This is a genomic window from Mobiluncus sp. (genome assembly GCF_985070215.1).
The window spans coordinates 1-20,343 of the sequence record NZ_CFKZQR010000036.1; the positions used below are offsets into that span (position 1 = coordinate 1).

Sequence of the window (20,343 nt, forward strand, 5' to 3'; positions counted from 1 at the left end):
AAGCGCCCAAAATAGGGGCGCGCCCCCTGGTCAGCCCGAAACGGGCGCATTCCCGCCGCGGCTACCGCCTCACGGCGCTGCTGCGGGTCGAAGTCGGCGAAATGCTGCGGCGGTTTGCCGCGAGCCTGCGCTCGAAAGTTGAGTTCTGCCGTAGCCTCCGCGTGTGTGGCCCCCAACGGCGGTTGTTCGTGGGGCAGAACCTGTCTCTCCATAGGTTTAAGTTTAACGGTTTTCCCGGAACTTCCCGAGCGGGGTCTAGGACAGCACCGGGGCTTGTTGGGAAAAGATAGCGAACTTCAACACGATATAGGCCACCGGAGCTGTCATCAGGATAGAATCCATCCGATCCAGCAGCCCGCCGTGCCCCGGCAACAGGTGACCCATATCTTTAATGCCGAGTTCCCGTTTCAACAACGATTCGCTCAAATCGCCCAGAGTCCCCACTACCGCCATGAAAACACCCAAAATAATCCCGTAAAACCACGGAATCCCAATCCAGAACGTGCCTGCCACGGACACGATAACAGCAAACAGGACCGAACCTGCAAACCCTTCCCAGGTCTTGCGCGGGGAAATGGACGGTGTCATGTGGTGGCGTCCCAGGAATCGCCCGCAGAAATAGCCCCCGGTATCCGAACCCAACGTGACGGATAAAACGAAAACCGCGGTGGCCGGGGCTCCGCACTCCACCGCCAACAAAGCCAGGAAAGACCCCAAGAACGGAATATAAGCCACGGTCAGAGTGCTGACAGTCACGTTCTTGAGCGCATCTTCACCGCGGTAAGGACCCGCCAACTGCCACAACAGGGCGGCCGCCACCGTCAGGAAAGTTGCGGTCAGCATGGCCTCCAATCCGACCTGCCAAGCACAGATGAAAATCCCGATTCCCCCGATGACGACAATCGGCATGCCCAAATGCCGATCCGTAAACCGGATGGCGTGGCGAAACTCGATGAGGCAAGCCACAATCGTCACCACGCACAAGGCCGCGAACAGGGGCTTCACCAGGAATAGGGTCAGTCCATACGCCGCCAGCAGTCCCGCCCCGACCCCGGTGGCCGCTACCAGGTTGCGGCCGGCCTTCTGAGGTTTGTCGGGCGCGGATTGCCCGGGTTTAGGCTCCTTTTTCGCGGATTTCGCGGAAGCAAGAATGCCCCAGCGCGGTCTCCGGCGCTGCTGTGCGGCGCGGTTTTCCCTGCGGCTGGGCCGGGTCACCGGATGCACTCCGGTGTCCTCAGTCGCCGGGGATGCCGCTGGCTCAACAGATTGCGGCTGCTGGAAATCTTCAGTATCAACCATGCTCTAAAACCCAGGTAATAAACGGGTAATAACGGGCTGGCAAGGCCTAGATAGTCATCAACTCTGATTCTTTGGCAGCCAGCAGCTGGTCAATCTCATCGGTGAACTTCTTCGTAATGGAATCGAGTTCCTTTTCACCGCGTTTGATTTCGTCCTCGCCGAGTTCCTTGTTCTTTAGCATGGTTTCGAATTCGTCCTTGGCTTTGCGGCGCAGCGAACGCACGGATTGGCGGCCCTCCTCGGCTTTGGTTTTCGCCATCTTAACGTATTCCTTGCGGCGTTCCTCCGTCAGGGCGGGCAGGACGATGCGTATCGTTTTGCCGTCGTCAGTGGGGTTCACGCCCAAGTCGGCTTCCGCAATAGCGCGAATGATGTCTTGTGAAGCGGACTTGTCAAAAGGCTGGACGATGACGGTGCGCGCTTCGGGAATGTTAAAGGAAGCGAGCTGCTTTAGCGGGGTCGGGGCGCCATAGTAGTCGACCATAATGCCGTCAAACATGGCGGTGTTGGCTCGACCGGTACGGATGGCGGCGAATTCATCTTGGGTGGCGCTCAAGGCCTTTGCCATCATGCTCTTGGCGGATTTGAGGGTGTCTTCAATCAAGGGTTTCTCCTTTGTTCCTTAGCTTTCTCCACAGGTTCCCCGGTGGGTTTTCTTCGTTTCAATCACTTTTCGTTGTACAGCACAGTACCGATGTTTTCGCCCAGCAACGCTCTGGTGACGTTGCCCGGCTGGGTCATGCCGAATACGCGCATCTTCAGCTTGTTTTCCGAACACAAGGAGAAAGCGGCCGCATCCACGACTTTCAGCCCATCGTGCAGCGCTTTCTCATAGCTGACCTCATCGAGTTTTACAGCCTGAGGGTTCTGGCGCGGATCGTCGGTGTACACCCCGTCCACCCCGTTCTTGCCCACCAGCAGTTCCTGGCAGTGGGTTTCTAGGGCGCGCTGTGCGCTAACGGTGTCGGTCGAGAAGTACGGCATCCCCGCACCCGCCCCGAACACGACCACACGCCCTTTTTCGAGGTGACGAATGGCTCGCAAGGGCACATACGGCTCGGCGACCTGGGTCATCGTGATGGCGGACTGTACCCGGGTGCGCACTCCGGCCTGTTCCAAGAAATCCTGCAGGGCCAGGGCGTTCATGACGGTACCCAACATCCCCATATAGTCTGCCCGAGCCCGGTCCAAGCCACGCTGGCTCAGCTCCGCACCGCGAAAGAAGTTCCCGCCGCCAACCACGATGGCAACCTGTACTCCCTGCGTCACCGCCGCGGCGACCTGCTGAGCAATATCGGAAACCACATCGGGGTCGAGCCCCACTTGACCGCCGCCAAAGACTTCACCGGACAGTTTCATCAAAACCCGGCGTTTACCGGGGGCTACTGAGCCGTCGTCGCTCATTTATCTTCTCCCTTGAAAGACCTACATCCTTAGACATTATACGCAAATGCCCCAAAGCCTTCATCGACCCTGGGGCATTTGCTTAGTTCAAATGGTTGCTAAACCCTTTCCGGGTTTACTCGCCAGCCTGCAAACGCGCAAAAGCGGTGACCTTGCCCTTGGAGGCTTCCACAATCTTGCCGACCGTGGTCTTGGGATCCTTGGCAAAGGGCTGTTCGAGCAGCACGCAGTCCTTGTAAAAGCCCTTCATCCGGCCTTCCACAATCTTGGCGACAGCAGCTTCCGGCTTGCCTTCAGCCTTGGTGGTTTCGGTCAGCGTGGCGCGTTCCTTTTCGACTTCCTCGGCAGGAACATCCTCGCAACTGAGGTACTCCGGGCTGTAGGCCGCGATGTGCATCGCGACGTCGTGAGCGACTTCGGCACCCGCCTTGTCGGTAGCCACCAGCACGCCAACGGTCGGAGGCAGGTCCTGGGAAGAACGGTGCAGGTAGACATCGACGGCTTCGCCCTCGACCTGACGCACGTTGCCGACTTCCAGTTTCTCGCCGATAATGGCCGCGACCGCGTCCAAGGTGTCCTTGACGGTGCCGTCAGCAGACTTGGCAGCCAAAAGTTCCTCTACGCTAGCCGCACCGGATACAGCGGCGGCGTCCAGAATCTTGTCCGCCATCGCGATGAATTTATCGGTCTTGACCACGAAGTCGGTTTCCGCGTTGACCTCAACCATGGTGCCACGCTGGCCAGCCTTGGTGTCGGTAACTTTCGCGGCAATCAAGCCAGCGCCAGCGGAGCGGCCTTCCCGCTTCGAAAGGGACTTCAAGCCCTTGACACGAATAATCTTCAAGGCTTCCTCGCGGTCGCCGTTCGCTTCTTCCAAGGCTTTCTTAACGTCAGCCAGACCCGCGCCGGTTTCTTCGCGCAGATCCTTCAGGTCTTGCATACTGTATTTAGCCAATTTTTCCTCCAGTTTCAGAGCAAGTTTCATGCACCGGGAATCTCATATCCCCGAATCTTTTTAAAGGCAGAGCGTGAAACCAATCGTTTCCCGCTCCTGTGCAGCCGATTACTCGGCCTTTTCGTCGGCTTTCTCGCCCTCAGCGGCGGGTTCAGCAGGCTTTTCCTCCGCCGGAGCGGTTTCGGCGGGCTGTTCCGCGGCGGGAGTGTTCGCATCGTCGCCGGCCAGCAGTTCGCGTTCCCACTCAGCCATCGGTTCGGCGCTTTCCGGGTTCTCGCCCAGTTGCTTCTTGGAGCGAGCCACCAGGCCCTCCGCGCAAGCGTCGGCGATTACCTTGGTCAGCAAATCGACCGCGCGAATCGCATCGTCGTTGCCGGGAATGCCGTAATCGACTTCGTCGGGGTCGCAGTTCGTGTCCAGGATGGCCACGACCGGAATCCCGAGCTTTTGGGCTTCGGCAATCGCCAGGTGTTCTTTCTTGGTGTCAACCACCCAGATAGCTGAAGGGGTCTTTGCCATGTCGCGGATGCCGCCCAAGGTCTTGGCCAGCTTGTCCTTTTCACGGCGCATCATCAACAGTTCCTTCTTCGTCAACCCCGAAGCGGAAGTGTCCTCAAAGTCGTACTGTTCCAGTTCCTTCAAACGCTGCAACCGCTTGTGTACCGTAGAGAAGTTGGTCAGCATTCCACCCAGCCAACGTTCGTTGACGTAAGGCATTCCCACGCGGGTGGCCTGTTCCTGAATGGACTCCTGAGCCTGTTTCTTGGTGCCGACGAACAGCAACGTGCCGCCGTGGGCCACGGTTTCCTTAACGAATTCGTAAGCAATATCGATGTCAGCGATGGTTTGCTGCAAATCGAGAATGTAAATGCCGGAACGGTCGGTCAAAATAAACCGCTTCATCTTGGGGTTCCAGCGACGGGTCTGATGCCCGAAATGTACGCCGCTTTCCAAAAGCTGGCGCATGGTAACGACTGCCATGTGGCGTCCTTCTTTCAGTTATGGGACACAGCTACCCCGGCGCGCGCAGCACTCCGGGGACGTCTACGTCCAATTTCGGTTAATGCCTGGTGTCCGCTCGCTTTCCCCACCCCACAGGGACCTGGGGGATTGCGCTCATCACGGCTAGGCTGACGAAAAACCGGCAGCGCCGCGATTGCGAACACGCGAAGTCAGCTGCATGGGCAGCTGCGAGGGTTAACTTTACCAAAACTTCCTATGAAAAAGCCAATTCGGCGCGACCTGGTGCGGTTTTGTGGTTTATCCACAAGCAGGGCCAAATAGGGGTTTTCCACAGGGAAAAAATTATTCTCTGGTGTGGGTGTTCCCTTTCGCGACACACTGCAGTCATGAGAAAAGTTATCATCACGCTTTGCTGTTGCCTGACCTTGAGCCTGACCGGGGTGTCCGCTTCACCAGCCGCCGGCATCACCGCCGACCGAGGCTTACCCGCCGTTGCCAGTTCAGCGACCCCAACAGCCCTTTCATCAGGAAAAACGTCAGGTCTGCGCGACTTCCTGTACTGGCCTACAGGTCACCCGACGGCAGTTCCCCGCAAATTCGACCCACCGGCCCAAAAATGGCTGGCCGGACACCGCGGTATCGACCTCAGGGTGAGCCCCGGTCAAACCGTTTTTGCCGCGACTGACGCGACGGTGCTCTATGCCGGTAACTTAGCGGGTCGTCCGGTGATTTCCCTCGAGGACACCACCGGACGGCGCTACACCTACGAACCGGTAGAGCCTTCGGTCGCGGTCGGGGATGACGTGACTCGTGGCCAAGCTATCGGGACAGCACTGGGAGGACACTGTTCCGGTGGGGACTGCCTGCATTTCGGGGTCAAGGACGGCCCGGACGGTTACGTAGACCCCTTGCGTCTATTAGGGGGAAGGATTCGCCTGTTCCCGGTTCACTAGGCGGATTGCAGACAATCGGCCGAAGCCGAGCGCCTACTTCTCAGCAGGGGAAGATGAATATTCAGTCGGGGCTTTATAGATGCCGGTAATCAAGTTGCTGCCGTGAACGTACTCCACCCGGTACTGGGATACGGTGTTCGAAGGGGCATCGTATTTCAGAACCTCGCCCTTCTCGGAGCGAGCGATAATCGGGGGTTCTTCATTGCGAGCCACGACCCAAAAAACCGACTGGTTCTGTTTGGTCTTTCCGACAGAAACATCGAGGATTTCCGTGCGCGGCACCCCGGTTTCCACGTGGGAGTACTTCTTTGTGAAGGCATTGGACCACTGGGCCATCTCCTGGCACTTCGTGCAGGCATTGGTGTAAACCTGGTTGGCGAAATGGGTATCGCTCGCCACAAAGCTGTAGTACATGGAGTAGGTAAAGTACTTCACCACTGTGGCCGCGCCGTCCACGGAAAACTCGTGGAAAAACTTCGGCTTGTCAAACGGTGCCACTTTCATCAACTGATCAGCAGGAATGGTCTGTAGGTCAGCGGGGGAAGGTTTACCTTCGGTGGCCGCGGTATAGCGCGGCGCCGGTGCTCCGGGAATCGGGTCTTGGGTCGTTTCAGGGGCGGCGGGTTCGACCAGAGGAATATCCGCGGTCATCATTTCCCGGGCAGTCCTCTCAGAGCCAGAAGCACCAACCGCAGTACCGCATCCCGTCAAGACCGCAGCAGAGCACAGCATCACCAGCGATGCTTGTAAGATCCGCAGTTTCCCGACCATGACGCTCCTTTCGAGGCACCATACTCTACAAGTTCTTAAAACATTGTATGTGTTATTGTAGGAAATTCATAGAATCAATCCAGCTTTTTCCCAGTTTTGTCAAGACATTCCCAGGAAACTATCCATCCAGGTCAAAGGCTCGATTTTTCGATATTTTAGAAAATCATTGGGGATTTTTTTAAATTAGGACTTTAGGCCCGGGGATGCGCCTGCAAATACACCGCGCGGAGCTTGTCCATCGACAGATGCGTATAGCGCTGGGTTGTGGCCAGGCTGGCGTGCCCCAGGATTTCCTGGACACTGCGCAGATCCGCGCCGCCATCCAACAGGTGAGTAGCGGCGGTGTGACGCAGCCCGTGCGGTCCCAAGTCCGGGACTCCCGCCTGCGCGGTCAGCCGATGCAGCATGCCGCGGACTATCCGCGTATCCAGCACCCCACCTTTTGCCCCCAGAAATACCCGGTTCAGCGCCGGTTTTTCCGGATTGACCAGGGCGGGGCGGCCTTTTTCCAGGTATTCTTCCATCGCCAGACCCGCGGGAATACCGTAGGGCACGACCCGCTGCTTGTCGCCTTTTCCCGTCACCCGGATAGTGCGCTGGCCTTTGTTGATGTTAGCTAACTCCAGCCCGGTCAACTCACTGACCCGAATGCCGGTGGCATAAAGCAGCTCCAATGCGGCCCAGTCCCGCAGTTTGACCGGATCGGGAGCAGCGGAGTCCTCCCGATAAGCAGCGGCTCGAGCCGTTTCCAAGAGGTGCGCCGCATCAGCGGCCGACAGGACCGTGGGCAGGGCATTATCCGGCCGCGAAGCCCGCAGGTTTTGCCCAGCATCGCCCGGGACTATGCCGCGGACCTGCGCCCACGATGCAAAAGTGCGGAAGGACGCGACTCGGCGAGCCAGCGTGGCGCGGCTCATCCCCGCGCGGCTCATCGAACCCAGCCACGCCCGAATCCGGGCAGGATTAGCTAAATCCGCACGCAGCCGCGACACTCCAGAGTCATCCTCAGAATCGGAGTCGACCAGGAAAGTCATCAATTCCCGCAAATCCGTAAGATAGGCCCGCACGGTTTGCGGGGAAAGCCCCCGGTTTACGCTCAGCCATTGCCCAAAATCAGCGGTGATTTCCGAGGCGAAGTCCGCAGCTGGATGATTTTCACTCACCCCATGATTCTATCTGGCCATAGCAGTCGCCCCCAGGCGATACCGCCCGTTGCGGGTTTCGACCTTGCCGTCCAACTCCATCAATCCCAGCTCGCTTTGCACCGTGCGAGTGCCCAAACCGGCTCCACGAGCCACCTGCTCTAAGGATTTCCACGCCGTTTTCGACAGGGAATCAATAACTTTCACGCCGTCACTGCTCAATCCGGCAAAGAGCGAGGGCGCCGGGATTTGTCCGGCGGAGTTGCGCTGGGGTGCAGACGCTGCCGCCCCGGCATCGGCTTTGTTTGCGGCCACTCCGGCACCGAACACCTTTTGCTCCTGAGTGTGCAGCGGAAACATGAGTTCCATGATTTCCTCCGCATTCGTCACCAGGGCAGCGCCTTCACGAATCAGCCGATGGCATCCTGCCGAAGCGGTGGAGGTGACCGGTCCGGGCACCGCAGCGACCTGACGTCCCTGCTCTGCGCCATGATTGGCGGTAGACATCGCCCCGGAACGCTCACCGGCTTCAACGACCACTACGACTTGAGACAGAGCCGAAATGATGCGGTTCCTGGTCAAAAACAGGTGTTTGGCGGGACGCTGGGAGGGCGGGGCTTCGCTAACAATCGCCCCGGTTTGCTGAATTTGGGAAAACAGCCGCGCATTCATGGCCGGGTACAGCTCGCCCAACCCACCAGCCTGGACACTGATAGTTTTGCCTCGTGAGGCGAGCGCCCCTTGGTGAGCAGCCGCGTCAATCCCATAGGCTCCACCACTGACGACCCAGATACCACGCTCCCCCAGTTCATAAGCGATTTCCTGGGCTATATCCGTTCCGTAGTGGGTCGCGCAACGCGCCCCCACCAGGGCTACTGCCCCCTCTGACGCCAGCGCCTGCAAAGCCCGCGGATTACCCCGCACCCACAGCGCCAACGGTGCCACCATTCCCAGGTCGTCTGCCATCACGGGCCAAGCCGCGTCACCGGGCACCACCAGCGTCCCGCCGTCTCGGCTCAGCAGCTGATATTCCATCTCTAAGTTGAGTTCCCGCAGTCGCATAGCCCACCCCTCAATTTGCGCCACCGATGCCGGAAGTTTCACGGGTTGAAACACGGTGCGAATCATCATGTCATCGATTTCCGGCAGCCTACCCGCCAAAAATTTCACCCGTTCCAAGGCTTCTATGACCCCGAAATGCCCGATAACCTGGCCTACAACGGGCTCTCCCGGCTGGACGATAGCAGTCCAGATTGCCCGAGCCCGGCGTTCTTCCGGGCTCGGTCCAGATGCGGCCGAATCCGCCGACGACACCGTGGCGCCTGTGGGCGGGTTCGACAGTTCCTCCGGCACGTTATCCGGCGCCTCTGTTTCGGTGTCTGTGGGTAGTTCCTCGGTAAGGCTCAACGTTTCCATGGGTTTCCTTTCATTCGGGCAGGCTGAATCCTTCGTTTTGGCGGCGCAACGTCATCGCAGTTCCCAGCTCGGGCAATCCCGGAACGGTTTTTCCGCTCAGATCGGCAACAGTCCAGGCCAGTCGCAAGACGCGTTGAGCTCCCCGCATGGACAAGCGACCCCGTTCCACCACGGTGTCGACCCGCCCAATCAGCTCAGGAGTGAAACCGCCTTCGGGTTGACGCAAAAACGGTCCGGGAATTTCTCGATTCAAATCCCATCCTCGGTCCTTCCACCGCTCTCGTTGCACGTCACGAGCGCGTTGCACCCGCGCCGCAACCACCGCGGTCGTATCAGCAGGTTTCGCTCCCGCTAACGAACCACGGCCCGGAGATTCCACCTGAATTTGGATATCCATGCGATCCAGCAGCGGCCCGCTCAACCGTTCCAGATATCGTTTGCGCGAATATGGTGTGCAGGTACAGGTAGCTCGCCGACTGCCAGCATTACCGCAGGGGCAGGGATTAGCTGCCATAATGAGTTGGAATCGAGCCGGATATTGGGCTGCGCCCGCCGCCCTATGCAGGGTGATTTCCCCGTTTTCCAACGGTTCTCGGAGGGAATCCAAGACCCGCGCCCCAAACTCGGGAGCCTCGTCCAGGAACAACACTCCCCGGTGAGCCAGAGAAGCGGCACCCGGACGTGGCACTCCCGAACCACCTCCCACCATCGCCGCCAGTGTCGCCGAATGATGCGGAGCTTGGAAGGGAGGTTGGCGAATCAGTCCGTCCTGCGCAGACAGCGTTCCCGCTAGGGAATGCAGGGCTGTGACCTCGACAGATTGTTCCACGTCCAAGGGCGGGAGGATGCCGGGCAGCCGCGAAGCCAGCATGGTTTTTCCCGAGCCGGGAGTGCCAATCATCAGCAGGTGGTGGCCGCCCGCGGCCGCCACCTCCATCGCTTGACAGGCGGCGGCTTGACCGCGAATGTCAGAAAAATCCCCGCCTGGACCAAAGGCAGGTGCCGGGGTACTTTCCCCGTCCTCCGCCCCCGCCGACTCCTCCGGCGGGGGCAGAGGCATCATCAAGTCTCCCCCCAATAACTCGATGACTTGCCCCAGGTGATGCACCCCCACCACATCCACCCCAGGCACCAGGGAAGCCTCAGCAAAGTTCGCTTGCGGCACCAAAATCTGAGTTTTTCCGGTTTTCATGGCTCCGATGACACTGGGCAAAATGCCCCGGATTCCAATGACACGACCGTCCAAGCCCAGTTCTCCCAGCATGATGCACTGCCCGGCTCGACTGCGAGAAATGACCCCCATCGCAGCCAAAACGCTGACCGCCATCGCCAGGTCGTAACCGGAGCCGGTTTTCGGCAGCGACGCAGGGGACAGATTCAACACGACCCGCGTTCCTGGCCACTCATACAGGCAGCTGGTCACTGCGGCACGAACCCGGTCTTTGGCTTCCCGCACCGCCGTGTCTGGCAGCCCGACCAGGCTGTAGGCGGTCATTCCGTCGGAAATATGGGCTTCTACCCGAACCGGGCGCGCCTCCATCCCCACCAAACAAATTGACCAGGCAAATCCCGAACTCATTTCAACCCCTGGAGATGTTTCACTACGGGTTCGCCGCGCCCGTCCCAATCCACGCTGCACAAATCCAGGCTGACCGCCCGGTGCGCGGGAACAATATCGCGCTGCGCCAGCCAAGACCCCATGACCCGGCGCATCCGCGCCAACTTCTTCATAGTGATGGCCTCGATAGGCATCCCGTGCCGGTGATTGGAACGAGTCTTAACCTCGATAAACCCCAGGACTCCCTCGGGACTGAGGGCGACTATGTCGACTTCACCGGCTCGACAGCGCCAATTGCGGTCCACAATGACGTATCCCTCAGCTTTCAGCGACTCGGCCGCGACTTCCTCACCAGCCATACCCAGCTGCCGATTGTGCAGGTTTTTCCCCGGAGTTGAGGCATTTTGCCCAGCGGTCCGCAGCGCGGGGTTACCGGCCGTGCAGCCGCATGCAGCGTCCGTTCCGGTAGTGACTTTATGACTGGTTTCAACGGTATTCGCGTAGCTCATGGACTCAGCTTCGCGCTCCCGAACCCACCGGCCAAGCCCAAAAATCTTTACCTGTGGAAAACCGACTTATCCACAACCCTAAAAACGGCGAAAAGCCGCCAATCGACCCGAGTTAATGAATTGTGGCTACTAGAAACGGGGCTTAAACAGCCGCCCGCTACCTAGGGAATCTCAATTTCTGGCTTCGCCAGTTCCTCCACGTTAACATCTTTAAAGGTCAGGACCCGCACGTTTTGCACAAAACGCGAGGAGCGGTAGACATCCCAAACCCAGGCATCCTCCAAAGTAATCTCAAAGAACACGTCCCCGCCGGCATTATTGTGCGTGGTGACGTCAACCTTGTTCGCCAGATAAAACCGCCGGTCAGTTTCCACAACATAGCTAAACAGGGAAATCACATCGCGATATTCTCGGTATAAATCCAGTTCTAGCCCATTTTCATAGGACTCAATATCGTCGTTGTTGACCATCACACAACCTTTCGTACCCCTCTACCCTACCGGAGCTTCCAAGTTTTGCGATGCCAAACACTCGTGCCCAATTCAGCCAGCGCCGCTCGATGAGCGGCAGTGCCGTAACCGACATTTTTCGCCCAGCCGTAACCGGGGTCACGCAAGCTGCGCATGAACGCGTCCCGATACACTTTCGCCAGCACGGAAGCGCCAGCGATTACGGCGGCTTTCCCGTCCCCCTTCACCAGGGTTTCCACTCTGACTTCCGGGGAGCTCACCAGGTTTCCCGCCCCGGCAAACAGGTCGGGTTGCTTCGGTGGGGCGAGATAGTCAAGATTGCCGTCCAACAGAAGCCTTTGCGGCAGATGCCCGCGGGCGTCCAGCTCGTTGAGAGCGCGCCACCCCGCCAGACGCAGCGCTGGCATAATCCCCAATTCGTCGATTTCCGTATTGGAAGCCTGTCCGATGGCAAAGTCCCTGACCCAGGCGCGAAGGGGATCTTGCAACGCCAAGCGGCGGCGTTCCGTCAGCTGTTTGGAATCGTTCAATCCGGCGGGGAACCCCTGGGGAAATTCCGGGTTCTCCAGGCTGAGCTGATCTATCACTGCCACGCCCACGCAAACCGGACCTGCTAGCGCACCGCGCCCGACCTCGTCCATCCCACCAATCAGCGGGAGGCGTCCCCTGCGACTGTCGCCTCCGTGCTTCGCCAATGCGGCCAGAGCCGCGGTTTCCCAAGATAAATCAACCACTCAGCGTGCCTCAACCCCCGTGGGGACGCGTCTCGAATGCTTCAGAGTTGAATTCGTCAGCCGGGGCGGCTGGCTTAGGTATGTTATAAAAAGCGCAGCTGGGAGCGATGAACTTCATCCGTTCAATCGGCCAGATTACGACGAAAGCGCGACCCACCACGTTGGATTCAGAAACGAAACCGCGCGAAGGCTTGTCCTGATGCCAACGGGAATCTGCGGAGTGAGGCCGGTTATCCCCCATCACCCACAGCGAATTCTTCGGCACCACTACGGAAAATTCTATGTCTGAAGAGACCCCGGTCTTGGGGATATAGTCCTCGTCGATGGCTTTGCCGTTGATATTCATCAACCCGTCCTCGTCGCAGCAAGACACGTCGTCGCCGGACACTCCGATGACACGTTTAATCAGGTAGCCCTGGGAGTCTTCAGGCAGCAAGCCCACAAAAATCCCGAAGTTCTTAAACTTGGTCGCGATCTGGAACGGAGTTTTATCAGGAGGACGTTCGCGCATCTGCTCGGCAGCGGTTTCACTCCAGCCTTCCACGTCTTTAAAAACGATAATGTCGCCGCGGTTGATGTCCCCGTGCCGGGCGGAAAACTTGTTGACCAGCACAGAATCGTTGATCATCAGGGTTTTTTCCATGGACTGCGAGGGAATAAAAAAGGGCTGCAACAGGAACAGTCGAACCAGCGAACTGATAGCCAGAGCCGTAATTACCACCGCGATGAACTCAAAATACCAGGGTAAATCCAGGCTCAGATGCGGGCGTTCCAAGGCATCGAAGTTGGCTCTCGCCCCGGGGGGCAGGGCTTTCATACCCCTCGGTCCGGGGATCTTGGCACCACGCCTGCGTTCCGTTGCGTTGTCCTCATCATCGAGTTGGAAATCAGTTTCGTCGTCGTCCTTCAGGAAATCTTTTTCTCCGAGATTCTCGGGCGATTCTTCGTCTTCGGGCTGCATACCAGGAAAAGGCATCGCGCCGTAGGGCGGGAAAGGCATCCCTGGAAACGGCCCCATCCCCGCTGGGGGAAGTCCTGGAGGCATCGGCATTGGCGCCATCCCGTTGGAATCCATACCGAGAAAATCCGTCCTGTCCGGGAAAGCCGACTGCGGGGGGTATCCTCCCGGAAAAGCCTCTGGCGGGAATGGAATCCCGGCTCCGCCCGGTGCGTACATCCCGTCTTCACCGGGCATCGACCCACCGGGGAAGCCTTCGTAACCGGGAGGGTAGGATTCGGGCAGGGTTCCGGCCCCAACGAATTGTGGATTCATGCCGAAGCCGTCTGGGGAAGCACCCGAGAACTGCGCGTCTCGGTTGGCATTCTCAGGCTGCGGGGGCATCGTCATAACAAAAAGAATAGCGTAAAAGCCTAAAGGAAGCCCAAACTATTTCGGTTCGAGCTTCCTTTAGGATGAATTTTTGTGGCAGATGCCGCCTTGACTTTCTGACTGTACCAGCCGGTTTTTCACATTGCTCCAGCTGGAAGCCGGCAACTGCCGCAGAATGATTGCGAGTTAGCGCTTTTCAACGACCTTAGCCGCCTTGCCGTGGCGATCACGCAGGTAGTACAGCTTGGCACGGCGCACATCGCCGCGGGTCACTACCTCAATCTTGTCCACAGTCGGGGCGTGCAACGGGAAAGTACGTTCCACACCGGTGCCGAAGGACAGCTTCCGCACGGTGAAGGTTTCTCCCACACCGCCGCCGTGACGAGCGATGACTACGCCCTGGAAAATCTGGATACGGGAGCGGTTTCCCTCGATAACCTTTACGTGAACCTTTACGGTATCGCCCGGACGAAAATCCGGAACGTCCTCACGCATTACGGCCTTGCCGATTTCCTCAACCAGAGGCTTCTGCATTGTTTCTCCTTGACGCTCCTGCCACAGGTCAAAAACGTCTCACTGCGGGCACCCTCAGTGCCGATGGTGTTTTGCTTCGCTATCGGGTCCCCCTGTGGCAGGTTGCCCGCGAAGCCGTACCATTTTGCCACAAACTCGGGCCGGAACGCCACTTTTGCCGTTTCGTGCTCGATTCATCCACCCTCACCCTGCCGAGGTGGCGTTGCTTCGTGAGCCGCACAAAACCGCACCGAGCCCACGAAATATGCCTCTATCAGGCACTATCCCGGTCAAAACTCCGGCGCATCACCACGTCCTGGTTTTCCACGCCCCCCACGGTGAATGTTCGTTTCCCGATACGCCGAAACCCGTGATGTTTATAGAATTTTTGGGCTCGTTTGTTGTACATCGAGGTCCCCAGGCACACTCCCGGGGCATGGCCGACCCTCGCCAAATCTGTCAATGCCGCTTCCAACAGCGCCCCGGACAATCCTGTGGAGTGCAGAGCCTCGCGCACATAGCACTTCGACAGGTAAGCATCCCCGGCGACAATTCCCGCCTGCGCCGCTTCCGCCTCGCCTAACTGTACCCTCGCGTAGGTGTATCCCACCAGTTCACCGCCCAATTCCGTGACCCAGTAGCGATGTTCTTGAGGATTATCGAGGCGTGCCTTCACCGCCTCGAGGTCGAATTCAACGGCTACGAACTGGGCGATAGCCTCAGTGCTGACGTAGGCCGGACAAGCCAGGGGGAACGTCTCCGACCCCAAAGCGGACAGTGCTAGGGCCTCCCCTCGGTCGGGCTGGCGAATCCGCAGGGGAACCGCCACCAAATCCGCAGTTTCCGGCTGTGCGCCGCTTGCCGGACGCATATCGCCCGCCCACCCCGCCTGGTGCGCTGCCCGTGCCGACCCTACCGCGACCAGTCGGGACAGACCGATAGCCTCCAAATCCTGAGGTGACACGTAAAGCCACCCCAGCGAAGCCAGCTTTTCCCGCCCGCGCTTGCTCAACAGTGTGGCGTCTAAACCCGCCAGCAAATCCGGGCGTCGCCGCGAGGTTTTTTCAATGGCCCGCTCCCGACGCCAGGCTTCGATTTCCGCGTGGTTTCCGCCTTTCAGCACCTCGGGAACAGCCAGGTCACGCCACACTTCTGGGCGGGTATAGCAGGGGTATTCCAACAGGCCCGTTCCCTCGTAGGATTCCTCCACCAAAGACTCCGGGTTACCCACCATGCCATCGAGCAGGCGCCCCACGGCTTCAATCAGCGCCACGGCCGCGATTTCCCCGCCATTGAGCACATAATCCCCCAAGGAATACTCAAATACTTCCAGGTCGGGGTACAGTTGCTGGTCAGCGTAGTGCTGGGCGACTCGCGAGTCGATACCTTCGTAGCGCCCACACGCGATAACGACATTATCCGTACTCGTGGCGATCTGCCGGACTTTCGCCTGGGTCAGCGGCACTCCGGAGGGCGTAGGAATCGCCAGGATAGTTTTCGGGTTCACCAGACCGTTCGGGCGGCTTTCCGGTACGCTGTCCGCGGGCTGGCTCTGCAGCTCACCCAGCGCGGCATCGATGGCTTTGCCCCAAATATCGGCCCGCATCACCATGCCGGCTCCCCCACCGTAGGGCGTGTCGTCAACGGAATGATGCGGGTCATCGGTGAAATCGCGCAGATTAGTGACGCCCCAGCTCAACACCCCGTTTTGCGCCGCTTTACCCAGCAGCGACAAACCGAGCACCTCAAAGAATTCGGGAAAAATCGTCAGAATCTGAAAACGCATCATCCTCACCTTTATTCGGACAGTCTACCGACAACCCGCCGGGAAACGCTGAACCGTCCTAGTGCGGCGGAAACAATCCTCCGGGCGGATCCATCGTGACCACCTGGCTATCTAAATCGACATCGGGGACGATTTCATAAACAAAAGGCACCAGGATTTTCTGCCCGTCCGCAGTCGTGACTTCCAACAGGTCTTGGGCTGGCGCCAGCAGCAGGTCGCTCACGGTACCAAGCGTTTCCCCCGCCAGGTCCACCGCTCGCAGTCCCACCAGTTCGTGACGGTAAAAGCCCTCATCGCCCTCGCTTTGTTCGCGGTCATTGGCGGTTTCTGTATTAGTGGCGCCAGAATCGGGTGAGTCTGTGGGGTTAGCGCACAAGGCCGGGTCGTCAGTTTCTATATACAGTTTCGTTCCGCTGAGGGTTTCGGCACCGTTACGGTCGGGAATTTCCCGGAAAGACACCACGAAGTGTTTACCGCTCATCCGTGCCCGGTTTACCGTCAACGTAGCCGGGGTTTTCCTGCTGGTTAACAGGACTGTCCCGGGGGCAAACCGAGCACGCGGTTCGTCCGTGTGCAGGGCGACCCGGACTTCACCACGAACCCCGCTGGCCCGCCCGATGACCCCAACCGTGAGCTTCACCGCTGACCCCTTCCCGAATCGATAGCTGCGTTAAAAAGTTTGACCCCCGCTATCGGCGGGGATCAAACCAAATGACTATTTAGCGCCGATCTTGGTCGATGACATCGACGCGGACGCTGCCCTGTGTAGATAGTGCGGAAGCTACCGAACGCAGCGCTTTCGCGGTGCGGCCATTACGGCCGATAACTCGACCCAAATCCGAGGGGGCAACGTGTACTTCCAGGAGCTTGCCGCGACGCAAAGACTTTTCGCTCACGCGCACGGCTTCTGGCTCGTCGACGATGCCGCTGACCAGGTGTTCCAAAGAATCTGCAAGCATCGACATTATTCTGCCGCTTCCGAAGTTTCTTCCGCCGAGGCTTCCGCAGCGGGGGCCTCCTCGGCCTTTTCCTCAGCGGGGGCTTCTTCAGTCTTTTCTTCTGCCTGAGCCGCCTCAGCTTCTTCAGCCTTCGCAGCCTCTTCAGCTTCCTTCTTGGCCTTGGCTTCGGCTTCGGCCTTCTTTGCCTTCGCCTTTTCCGCGGCGTCGTCCGCAGCCTTCACCGCGGCCTCCACATCGGCTCCCGCGTCCTTAACCTGGATACGGTTCTCAACGACCTTGGCGCCCTTGAACGTCGCCCAATCGCCGGAAAGCACCAGGAAACGATGCACCGCGTCAGACGGCTGGGCCCCCACGCTCAACCAGTACTGGATGCGCTCCGAGTTCAGTTCAATCAAAGACGGCTGCTGGTTGGGGTCGTATTTGCCGACCTCCTCGATGACGCGACCGTCGCGCTTCTTGCGGCTGTCGACCACGACCACCCGGTAAATGGGGTGGTGAATCTTACCAATTCGCTTCAAACGAATACGTACTGCCACTGTTGTGACTCTCCTTGTAATTCATGTCGCGAGCGCACAAAACCCCAGGTAGGGAAAACACTAAAGCCTTGTTTTGCTCAAAATCCGGGGCTGTGGTCACGAGAGGGCGGCGACCAGAGCCCAGTACAACGTTCCATTATGCCCGATTTCTCACGATTTTTAAAATTCAACAGTCCTCCCGGCTCAGTCGAAAATGACCTGCCAGTTTGGGTCGCGATGCGCTTTCAGGCACATCGCGACCTGTTCGTGCGTGGTTTTACCCAGAGACATTTCCGGCAGTTCATCGAGCCCAAACCAGCCAATCTCGGTGGTTTCGAGGTTCTGGACAAAGTCCCCGCCCAGCAAGGTGCATTCCACAAAAAATGCGTAAACATGAAATATACCCCTGCTGGGATTATGTTTGCGCTTATCGATTAACGCCAGCAGCCTGTCAGTTTTTACCCGCATTCCGGATTCTTCGTAAGCCTCCTTGATGGTGTTTTCCCTCACACTCAGCCCCTCGTCAATCCAGCCTCCCGGCATGGACCAGCGCCCATCAGAGCCTTCATGCACCAGCAGAATCTTGTCTCCGTCTACTCCCGGACGCCCCGAGCCGTCACCGAAGATAACGGCGCGTGAATCAACTTTCGGCGTGCGGTATCCGTAGTCCTCCAGCAACACGTCCCGCGCCTGTTCGGGATTGTTGCCCGTGAGGCGTGCCAAGAGTTCCGCCGCCAGTTCACGAGTCTGGGTCGCCCGATCCCGGTCATAGTCGTCATGACCATAGAACTCGCCGGCCTGACCAATAGCCTGCAGCTCTAATATGAGGTCCACCACGTCTTTATCTACAGTTTCCACTTGCCTTTTTCCTCGTCGTCGTAATTATCAAACCACTCAACACTAGGACGGAATCACGGGAAGGATCCATTTGTTCGCGCCGGGGCCGGCTTCGTCCGGGGCGTTGGTAGCAAGGTCACCAACAGAGCGCACGCGTTTGGCGGCGTCTCTGGCAGCGCTACGCGCCTCACCAGCCGCAGAGAGGGGCAAAACGCCGAGTTTCATCATGGTGTTCACCATCGGGGGTCCCATGTGTCCGCTGACCACGACCGCAATGCCGTGGTCGCGCATAAAACCCACAATCACAGCGTGCAGATTGCCGTGCGGACCTTGCTCGTGCAAAATGTCCCAACCGACCTGGAATTCTTGCCAATCCGTGATTTCACCGGCGGCGTTGACGGTTGTCACCGCCATAGTCCGGGCTCGCCCCAGGCCACCCCCGACCTCCGTGCCGGCCACGTTTACCGCTATATTCAAGGTTTTCGCATCACTCATTTTCTATCCCAACTTTCGGTATAAGTTATTTTCAGCAATCCTGGTAACGCCAACGGGAGTTCCGCCTTTCAGCACCACTTTTACCACCGCTTTCCGGCTTAATCCTATGCCAGACCGGACCGTAATGCCGACCAAACACCGCACACCCCACCCCGCGGATGATTCACCCGGCTCCCCCGACTAGGATGGTCTTATGACGAAAACCCCAACTATCTTGGCGACCTCCGGCGGATACAAAAACGGAGAACGCATCTTTACCGAGTTCAACCACCTGGTGAAATATTCCCTCGAATTGTCCGGTACCACCCGTTCCAAACCGAAACTTGGCTATCTGGATACCGCGGCCGGCGACCAGCATTACCGGCTGGCCCAGCGTTACGAAGCGGCTCGCCTGGCGGGGGTGGAACTGAACCCGCTGCAACTGTTCGTTATGCCCAACGTGGAGGATATCGAAGGCTACCTCCTGGAACAAGACGCCGTGTGGGTTGACGGGGGTTCAGTGGCAAACCTGCTGGCAGTGTGGCGAGTCCACGGCCTAGACCAGATTTTCCGCCGCGTTTGGGAAGCCGGCGTCGTCCTGGCCGGAGTCTCGGCCGGTTCTATCTGTTGGCACCGAGGTGGCACCACGGATTCTTTCGGGCCCGAACTTCGCGCAGTCACCAACGGTCTGGGCTTGATTCCCTACGACAACGGCGTACATTACGACGTTGAAAAACGCCGCCGCCCCACGGTGCATCGCCTGGTCGCCGAGGGTGTCTTGGGTAAAACCTATTGCACCGATAACAATGTGGGTTTGGTTTACCGCGGCACCGAACTGGCCGAAGCGGTCAGTGAAGTGCCGGGAAAGTCGGCCTGGGTCGTAACGAAAGACCGTGGCGAAGTCGTCGAGGAACGCCTCGAAACCCGTTTCCTGGGATAGTTTCGGCCTCTAGTCTTGCTGCCAAGACTCCCACAGCGAAGCATATTCGCCCCCGGCCGCTACCAGTTCATCGTGCGTGCCCAATTCCACGATTCTCCCGTCCATCATGACTGCCACTCGGTCAGCATCGTGGGCGGTATAAAGCCGGTGGGCTATGGCGATAACGCTACGTCCCGCCAACACCCGCGACAACGACTGTTCCAGCGAACGGGCCGCAGAGGGATCCATCAGGGAAGTTGCCTCATCCAGCACCAAAGTGTGGGGGTTCAACAGTACGATTCGCGCCAGGGCGAGCTGCTGTACCTGCGCCGGGTTCAGCTTCATTCCCGCGCCGCCAACCTCCGCATACAGCCCGGTTTTTTCCGTTTCTGCCGGCGATTTCCCCTCTGGGACAGATTGTGCGGTAGAGGTCTGGGCCTCGGTTCGTCCCAAGCCGCGAACCCAGTCCACACCCACCGCGTCGAGCACCGTCCACAGTTCCTCATCACTCGCGTCGGGCCGCGCCAAACGCAGGTTGGAGGCAATCGTTCCAGTAAACACGTGCTGTTCTTGCGTGACCAAAGCGACTTGCTGGTGCAGTTCGCTTTCGGGCAAGTCCACCAGCCGTACTCCCCCGACTGTCACGGACCCGCTGGTGGGCGGGTGAATGCCGGCTAGCATCCGTCCAAAAGTGGACTTACCGGCACCCGATGGTCCGACAATGGCCAAAGTTTCGCCCCCGCGAAGTTCCAGAGACACTTCGTGCAGCACATTTTGCCCCGAATGATAGGCGTAGCAAACGTCCCGAGCCACAATCGCGGGCGTACCGGCGGGCG

Annotated in this window: 23 protein-coding genes and 1 pseudogene; 2 read left to right on the plus strand and 22 right to left on the minus strand. The window is 58.8% G+C overall.

Features of this window, described 5'->3' with window-relative positions:
- The 6 genes and pseudogenes from AC5LBQ_RS07385 to rpsB form a co-directional block, all read right to left on the minus strand.
- Nucleotides 1-212 (minus strand): annotated as a pseudogene (locus AC5LBQ_RS07385) (23S rRNA (adenine(2503)-C(2))-methyltransferase RlmN); the annotation flags it as partial.
- A 43-nt stretch (nucleotides 213-255) separates the two neighbouring features.
- Complete coding sequence (locus tag AC5LBQ_RS07390; RefSeq protein WP_493265077.1) at nucleotides 256-1,299, minus strand: phosphatidate cytidylyltransferase; 1,044 nt, start codon at nucleotides 1,297-1,299, stop codon at nucleotides 256-258.
- Between the two features lie 46 nt (nucleotides 1,300-1,345).
- The gene (frr, locus tag AC5LBQ_RS07395) at nucleotides 1,346-1,903 is read right to left on the minus strand and encodes a ribosome recycling factor (RefSeq protein WP_282921290.1); all 558 of its coding nucleotides are present in this window, start codon (nucleotides 1,901-1,903) and stop codon (nucleotides 1,346-1,348) included.
- Nucleotides 1,904-1,965: 62 nt separating this feature from the next.
- On the minus strand, nucleotides 1,966-2,703 hold the full coding sequence (gene pyrH / locus AC5LBQ_RS07400; protein ID WP_493265078.1) for a UMP kinase: 738 nt from the start codon (nucleotides 2,701-2,703) through the stop codon (nucleotides 1,966-1,968).
- Between the two features lie 115 nt (nucleotides 2,704-2,818).
- On the minus strand, nucleotides 2,819-3,688 hold the full coding sequence (gene tsf / locus AC5LBQ_RS07405; protein ID WP_493265079.1) for a translation elongation factor Ts: 870 nt from the start codon (nucleotides 3,686-3,688) through the stop codon (nucleotides 2,819-2,821).
- A gap of 78 nt (nucleotides 3,689-3,766) precedes the next feature.
- Entirely contained in the window at nucleotides 3,767-4,639 is an 873-nt protein-coding gene (gene rpsB / locus AC5LBQ_RS07410; RefSeq protein WP_295027695.1) for a 30S ribosomal protein S2, read from the minus strand.
- Between the two features lie 368 nt (nucleotides 4,640-5,007).
- Here rpsB and AC5LBQ_RS07415 point away from each other — a divergent pair, with 368 nt between their 5' ends.
- Complete coding sequence (locus tag AC5LBQ_RS07415; RefSeq protein WP_295027696.1) at nucleotides 5,008-5,574, plus strand: M23 family metallopeptidase; 567 nt, start codon at nucleotides 5,008-5,010, stop codon at nucleotides 5,572-5,574.
- Between the two features lie 33 nt (nucleotides 5,575-5,607).
- Here AC5LBQ_RS07415 and AC5LBQ_RS07420 read toward each other — a convergent pair whose 3' ends face one another.
- From AC5LBQ_RS07420 to AC5LBQ_RS07490, 15 genes are all read right to left on the minus strand, one after another.
- On the minus strand, nucleotides 5,608-6,345 hold the full coding sequence (locus AC5LBQ_RS07420) for a DUF6318 family protein (RefSeq protein WP_307741239.1): 738 nt from the start codon (nucleotides 6,343-6,345) through the stop codon (nucleotides 5,608-5,610).
- A 191-nt stretch (nucleotides 6,346-6,536) separates the two neighbouring features.
- Nucleotides 6,537-7,508 carry a tyrosine recombinase XerC gene (locus tag AC5LBQ_RS07425; RefSeq protein WP_493265080.1) on the minus strand — a complete coding sequence of 324 codons (972 nt, stop codon included), beginning with the start codon at nucleotides 7,506-7,508 and terminating at the stop codon, nucleotides 6,537-6,539.
- A gap of 9 nt (nucleotides 7,509-7,517) precedes the next feature.
- Nucleotides 7,518-8,903, minus strand: coding sequence for a DNA-processing protein DprA (dprA, locus tag AC5LBQ_RS07430; RefSeq protein ID WP_493265081.1), 1,386 nt, complete (start codon nucleotides 8,901-8,903; stop codon nucleotides 7,518-7,520).
- 10 nt (nucleotides 8,904-8,913) lie between these two features.
- Nucleotides 8,914-10,482, minus strand: coding sequence for a YifB family Mg chelatase-like AAA ATPase (locus tag AC5LBQ_RS07435; RefSeq protein ID WP_493265082.1), 1,569 nt, complete (start codon nucleotides 10,480-10,482; stop codon nucleotides 8,914-8,916).
- Nucleotides 10,479-10,970: a YraN family protein gene (locus AC5LBQ_RS07440; protein WP_493265083.1), complete on the minus strand. Its 492-nt coding sequence runs from the start codon at nucleotides 10,968-10,970 to the stop codon at nucleotides 10,479-10,481. Before AC5LBQ_RS07440 ends, AC5LBQ_RS07435 begins: the two co-directional genes overlap by 4 nt.
- 161 nt (nucleotides 10,971-11,131) lie before the next feature.
- Nucleotides 11,132-11,440, minus strand: coding sequence for a DUF2469 domain-containing protein (locus AC5LBQ_RS07445; protein WP_282921280.1), 309 nt, complete (start codon nucleotides 11,438-11,440; stop codon nucleotides 11,132-11,134).
- Nucleotides 11,441-11,466: 26 nt separating this feature from the next.
- Nucleotides 11,467-12,174: a ribonuclease HII gene (gene rnhB / locus AC5LBQ_RS07450; RefSeq protein WP_493265084.1), complete on the minus strand. Its 708-nt coding sequence runs from the start codon at nucleotides 12,172-12,174 to the stop codon at nucleotides 11,467-11,469.
- A 10-nt stretch (nucleotides 12,175-12,184) separates the two neighbouring features.
- Entirely contained in the window at nucleotides 12,185-13,522 is a 1,338-nt protein-coding gene (gene lepB, locus AC5LBQ_RS07455; RefSeq protein WP_493265085.1) for a signal peptidase I, read from the minus strand.
- Between the two features lie 168 nt (nucleotides 13,523-13,690).
- Nucleotides 13,691-14,038, minus strand: coding sequence for a 50S ribosomal protein L19 (rplS, locus tag AC5LBQ_RS07460; protein ID WP_282921277.1), 348 nt, complete (start codon nucleotides 14,036-14,038; stop codon nucleotides 13,691-13,693).
- A gap of 253 nt (nucleotides 14,039-14,291) precedes the next feature.
- Nucleotides 14,292-15,803 carry a tRNA (guanosine(37)-N1)-methyltransferase TrmD gene (gene trmD / locus AC5LBQ_RS07465; RefSeq protein ID WP_493265086.1) on the minus strand — a complete coding sequence of 504 codons (1,512 nt, stop codon included), beginning with the start codon at nucleotides 15,801-15,803 and terminating at the stop codon, nucleotides 14,292-14,294.
- A 58-nt stretch (nucleotides 15,804-15,861) separates the two neighbouring features.
- On the minus strand, nucleotides 15,862-16,443 hold the full coding sequence (locus AC5LBQ_RS07470; RefSeq protein WP_295027705.1) for a ribosome maturation factor RimM: 582 nt from the start codon (nucleotides 16,441-16,443) through the stop codon (nucleotides 15,862-15,864).
- A 79-nt stretch (nucleotides 16,444-16,522) separates the two neighbouring features.
- Complete coding sequence (locus AC5LBQ_RS07475) at nucleotides 16,523-16,762, minus strand: RNA-binding protein (RefSeq protein WP_036324558.1); 240 nt, start codon at nucleotides 16,760-16,762, stop codon at nucleotides 16,523-16,525.
- Between the two features lie 5 nt (nucleotides 16,763-16,767).
- Nucleotides 16,768-17,298 (minus strand): 30S ribosomal protein S16, encoded by a 531-nt coding sequence (rpsP, locus tag AC5LBQ_RS07480; protein ID WP_493265087.1) that lies wholly within the window; start codon nucleotides 17,296-17,298, stop codon nucleotides 16,768-16,770.
- Between the two features lie 183 nt (nucleotides 17,299-17,481).
- Nucleotides 17,482-18,135: an NUDIX hydrolase gene (locus AC5LBQ_RS07485; protein WP_493265088.1), complete on the minus strand. Its 654-nt coding sequence runs from the start codon at nucleotides 18,133-18,135 to the stop codon at nucleotides 17,482-17,484.
- A 42-nt stretch (nucleotides 18,136-18,177) separates the two neighbouring features.
- Nucleotides 18,178-18,609 (minus strand): NifB/NifX family molybdenum-iron cluster-binding protein, encoded by a 432-nt coding sequence (locus tag AC5LBQ_RS07490; protein WP_493265089.1) that lies wholly within the window; start codon nucleotides 18,607-18,609, stop codon nucleotides 18,178-18,180.
- Nucleotides 18,610-18,802: 193 nt separating this feature from the next.
- Here AC5LBQ_RS07490 and AC5LBQ_RS07495 point away from each other — a divergent pair, with 193 nt between their 5' ends.
- Nucleotides 18,803-19,528, plus strand: coding sequence for a Type 1 glutamine amidotransferase-like domain-containing protein (locus AC5LBQ_RS07495; RefSeq protein ID WP_493265090.1), 726 nt, complete (start codon nucleotides 18,803-18,805; stop codon nucleotides 19,526-19,528).
- A 9-nt stretch (nucleotides 19,529-19,537) separates the two neighbouring features.
- Here AC5LBQ_RS07495 and AC5LBQ_RS07500 read toward each other — a convergent pair.
- A partial coding sequence (locus AC5LBQ_RS07500) for an ATP-binding cassette domain-containing protein (protein WP_493265091.1) occupies nucleotides 19,538-20,343 on the minus strand: 806 nt, incomplete at its 5' end.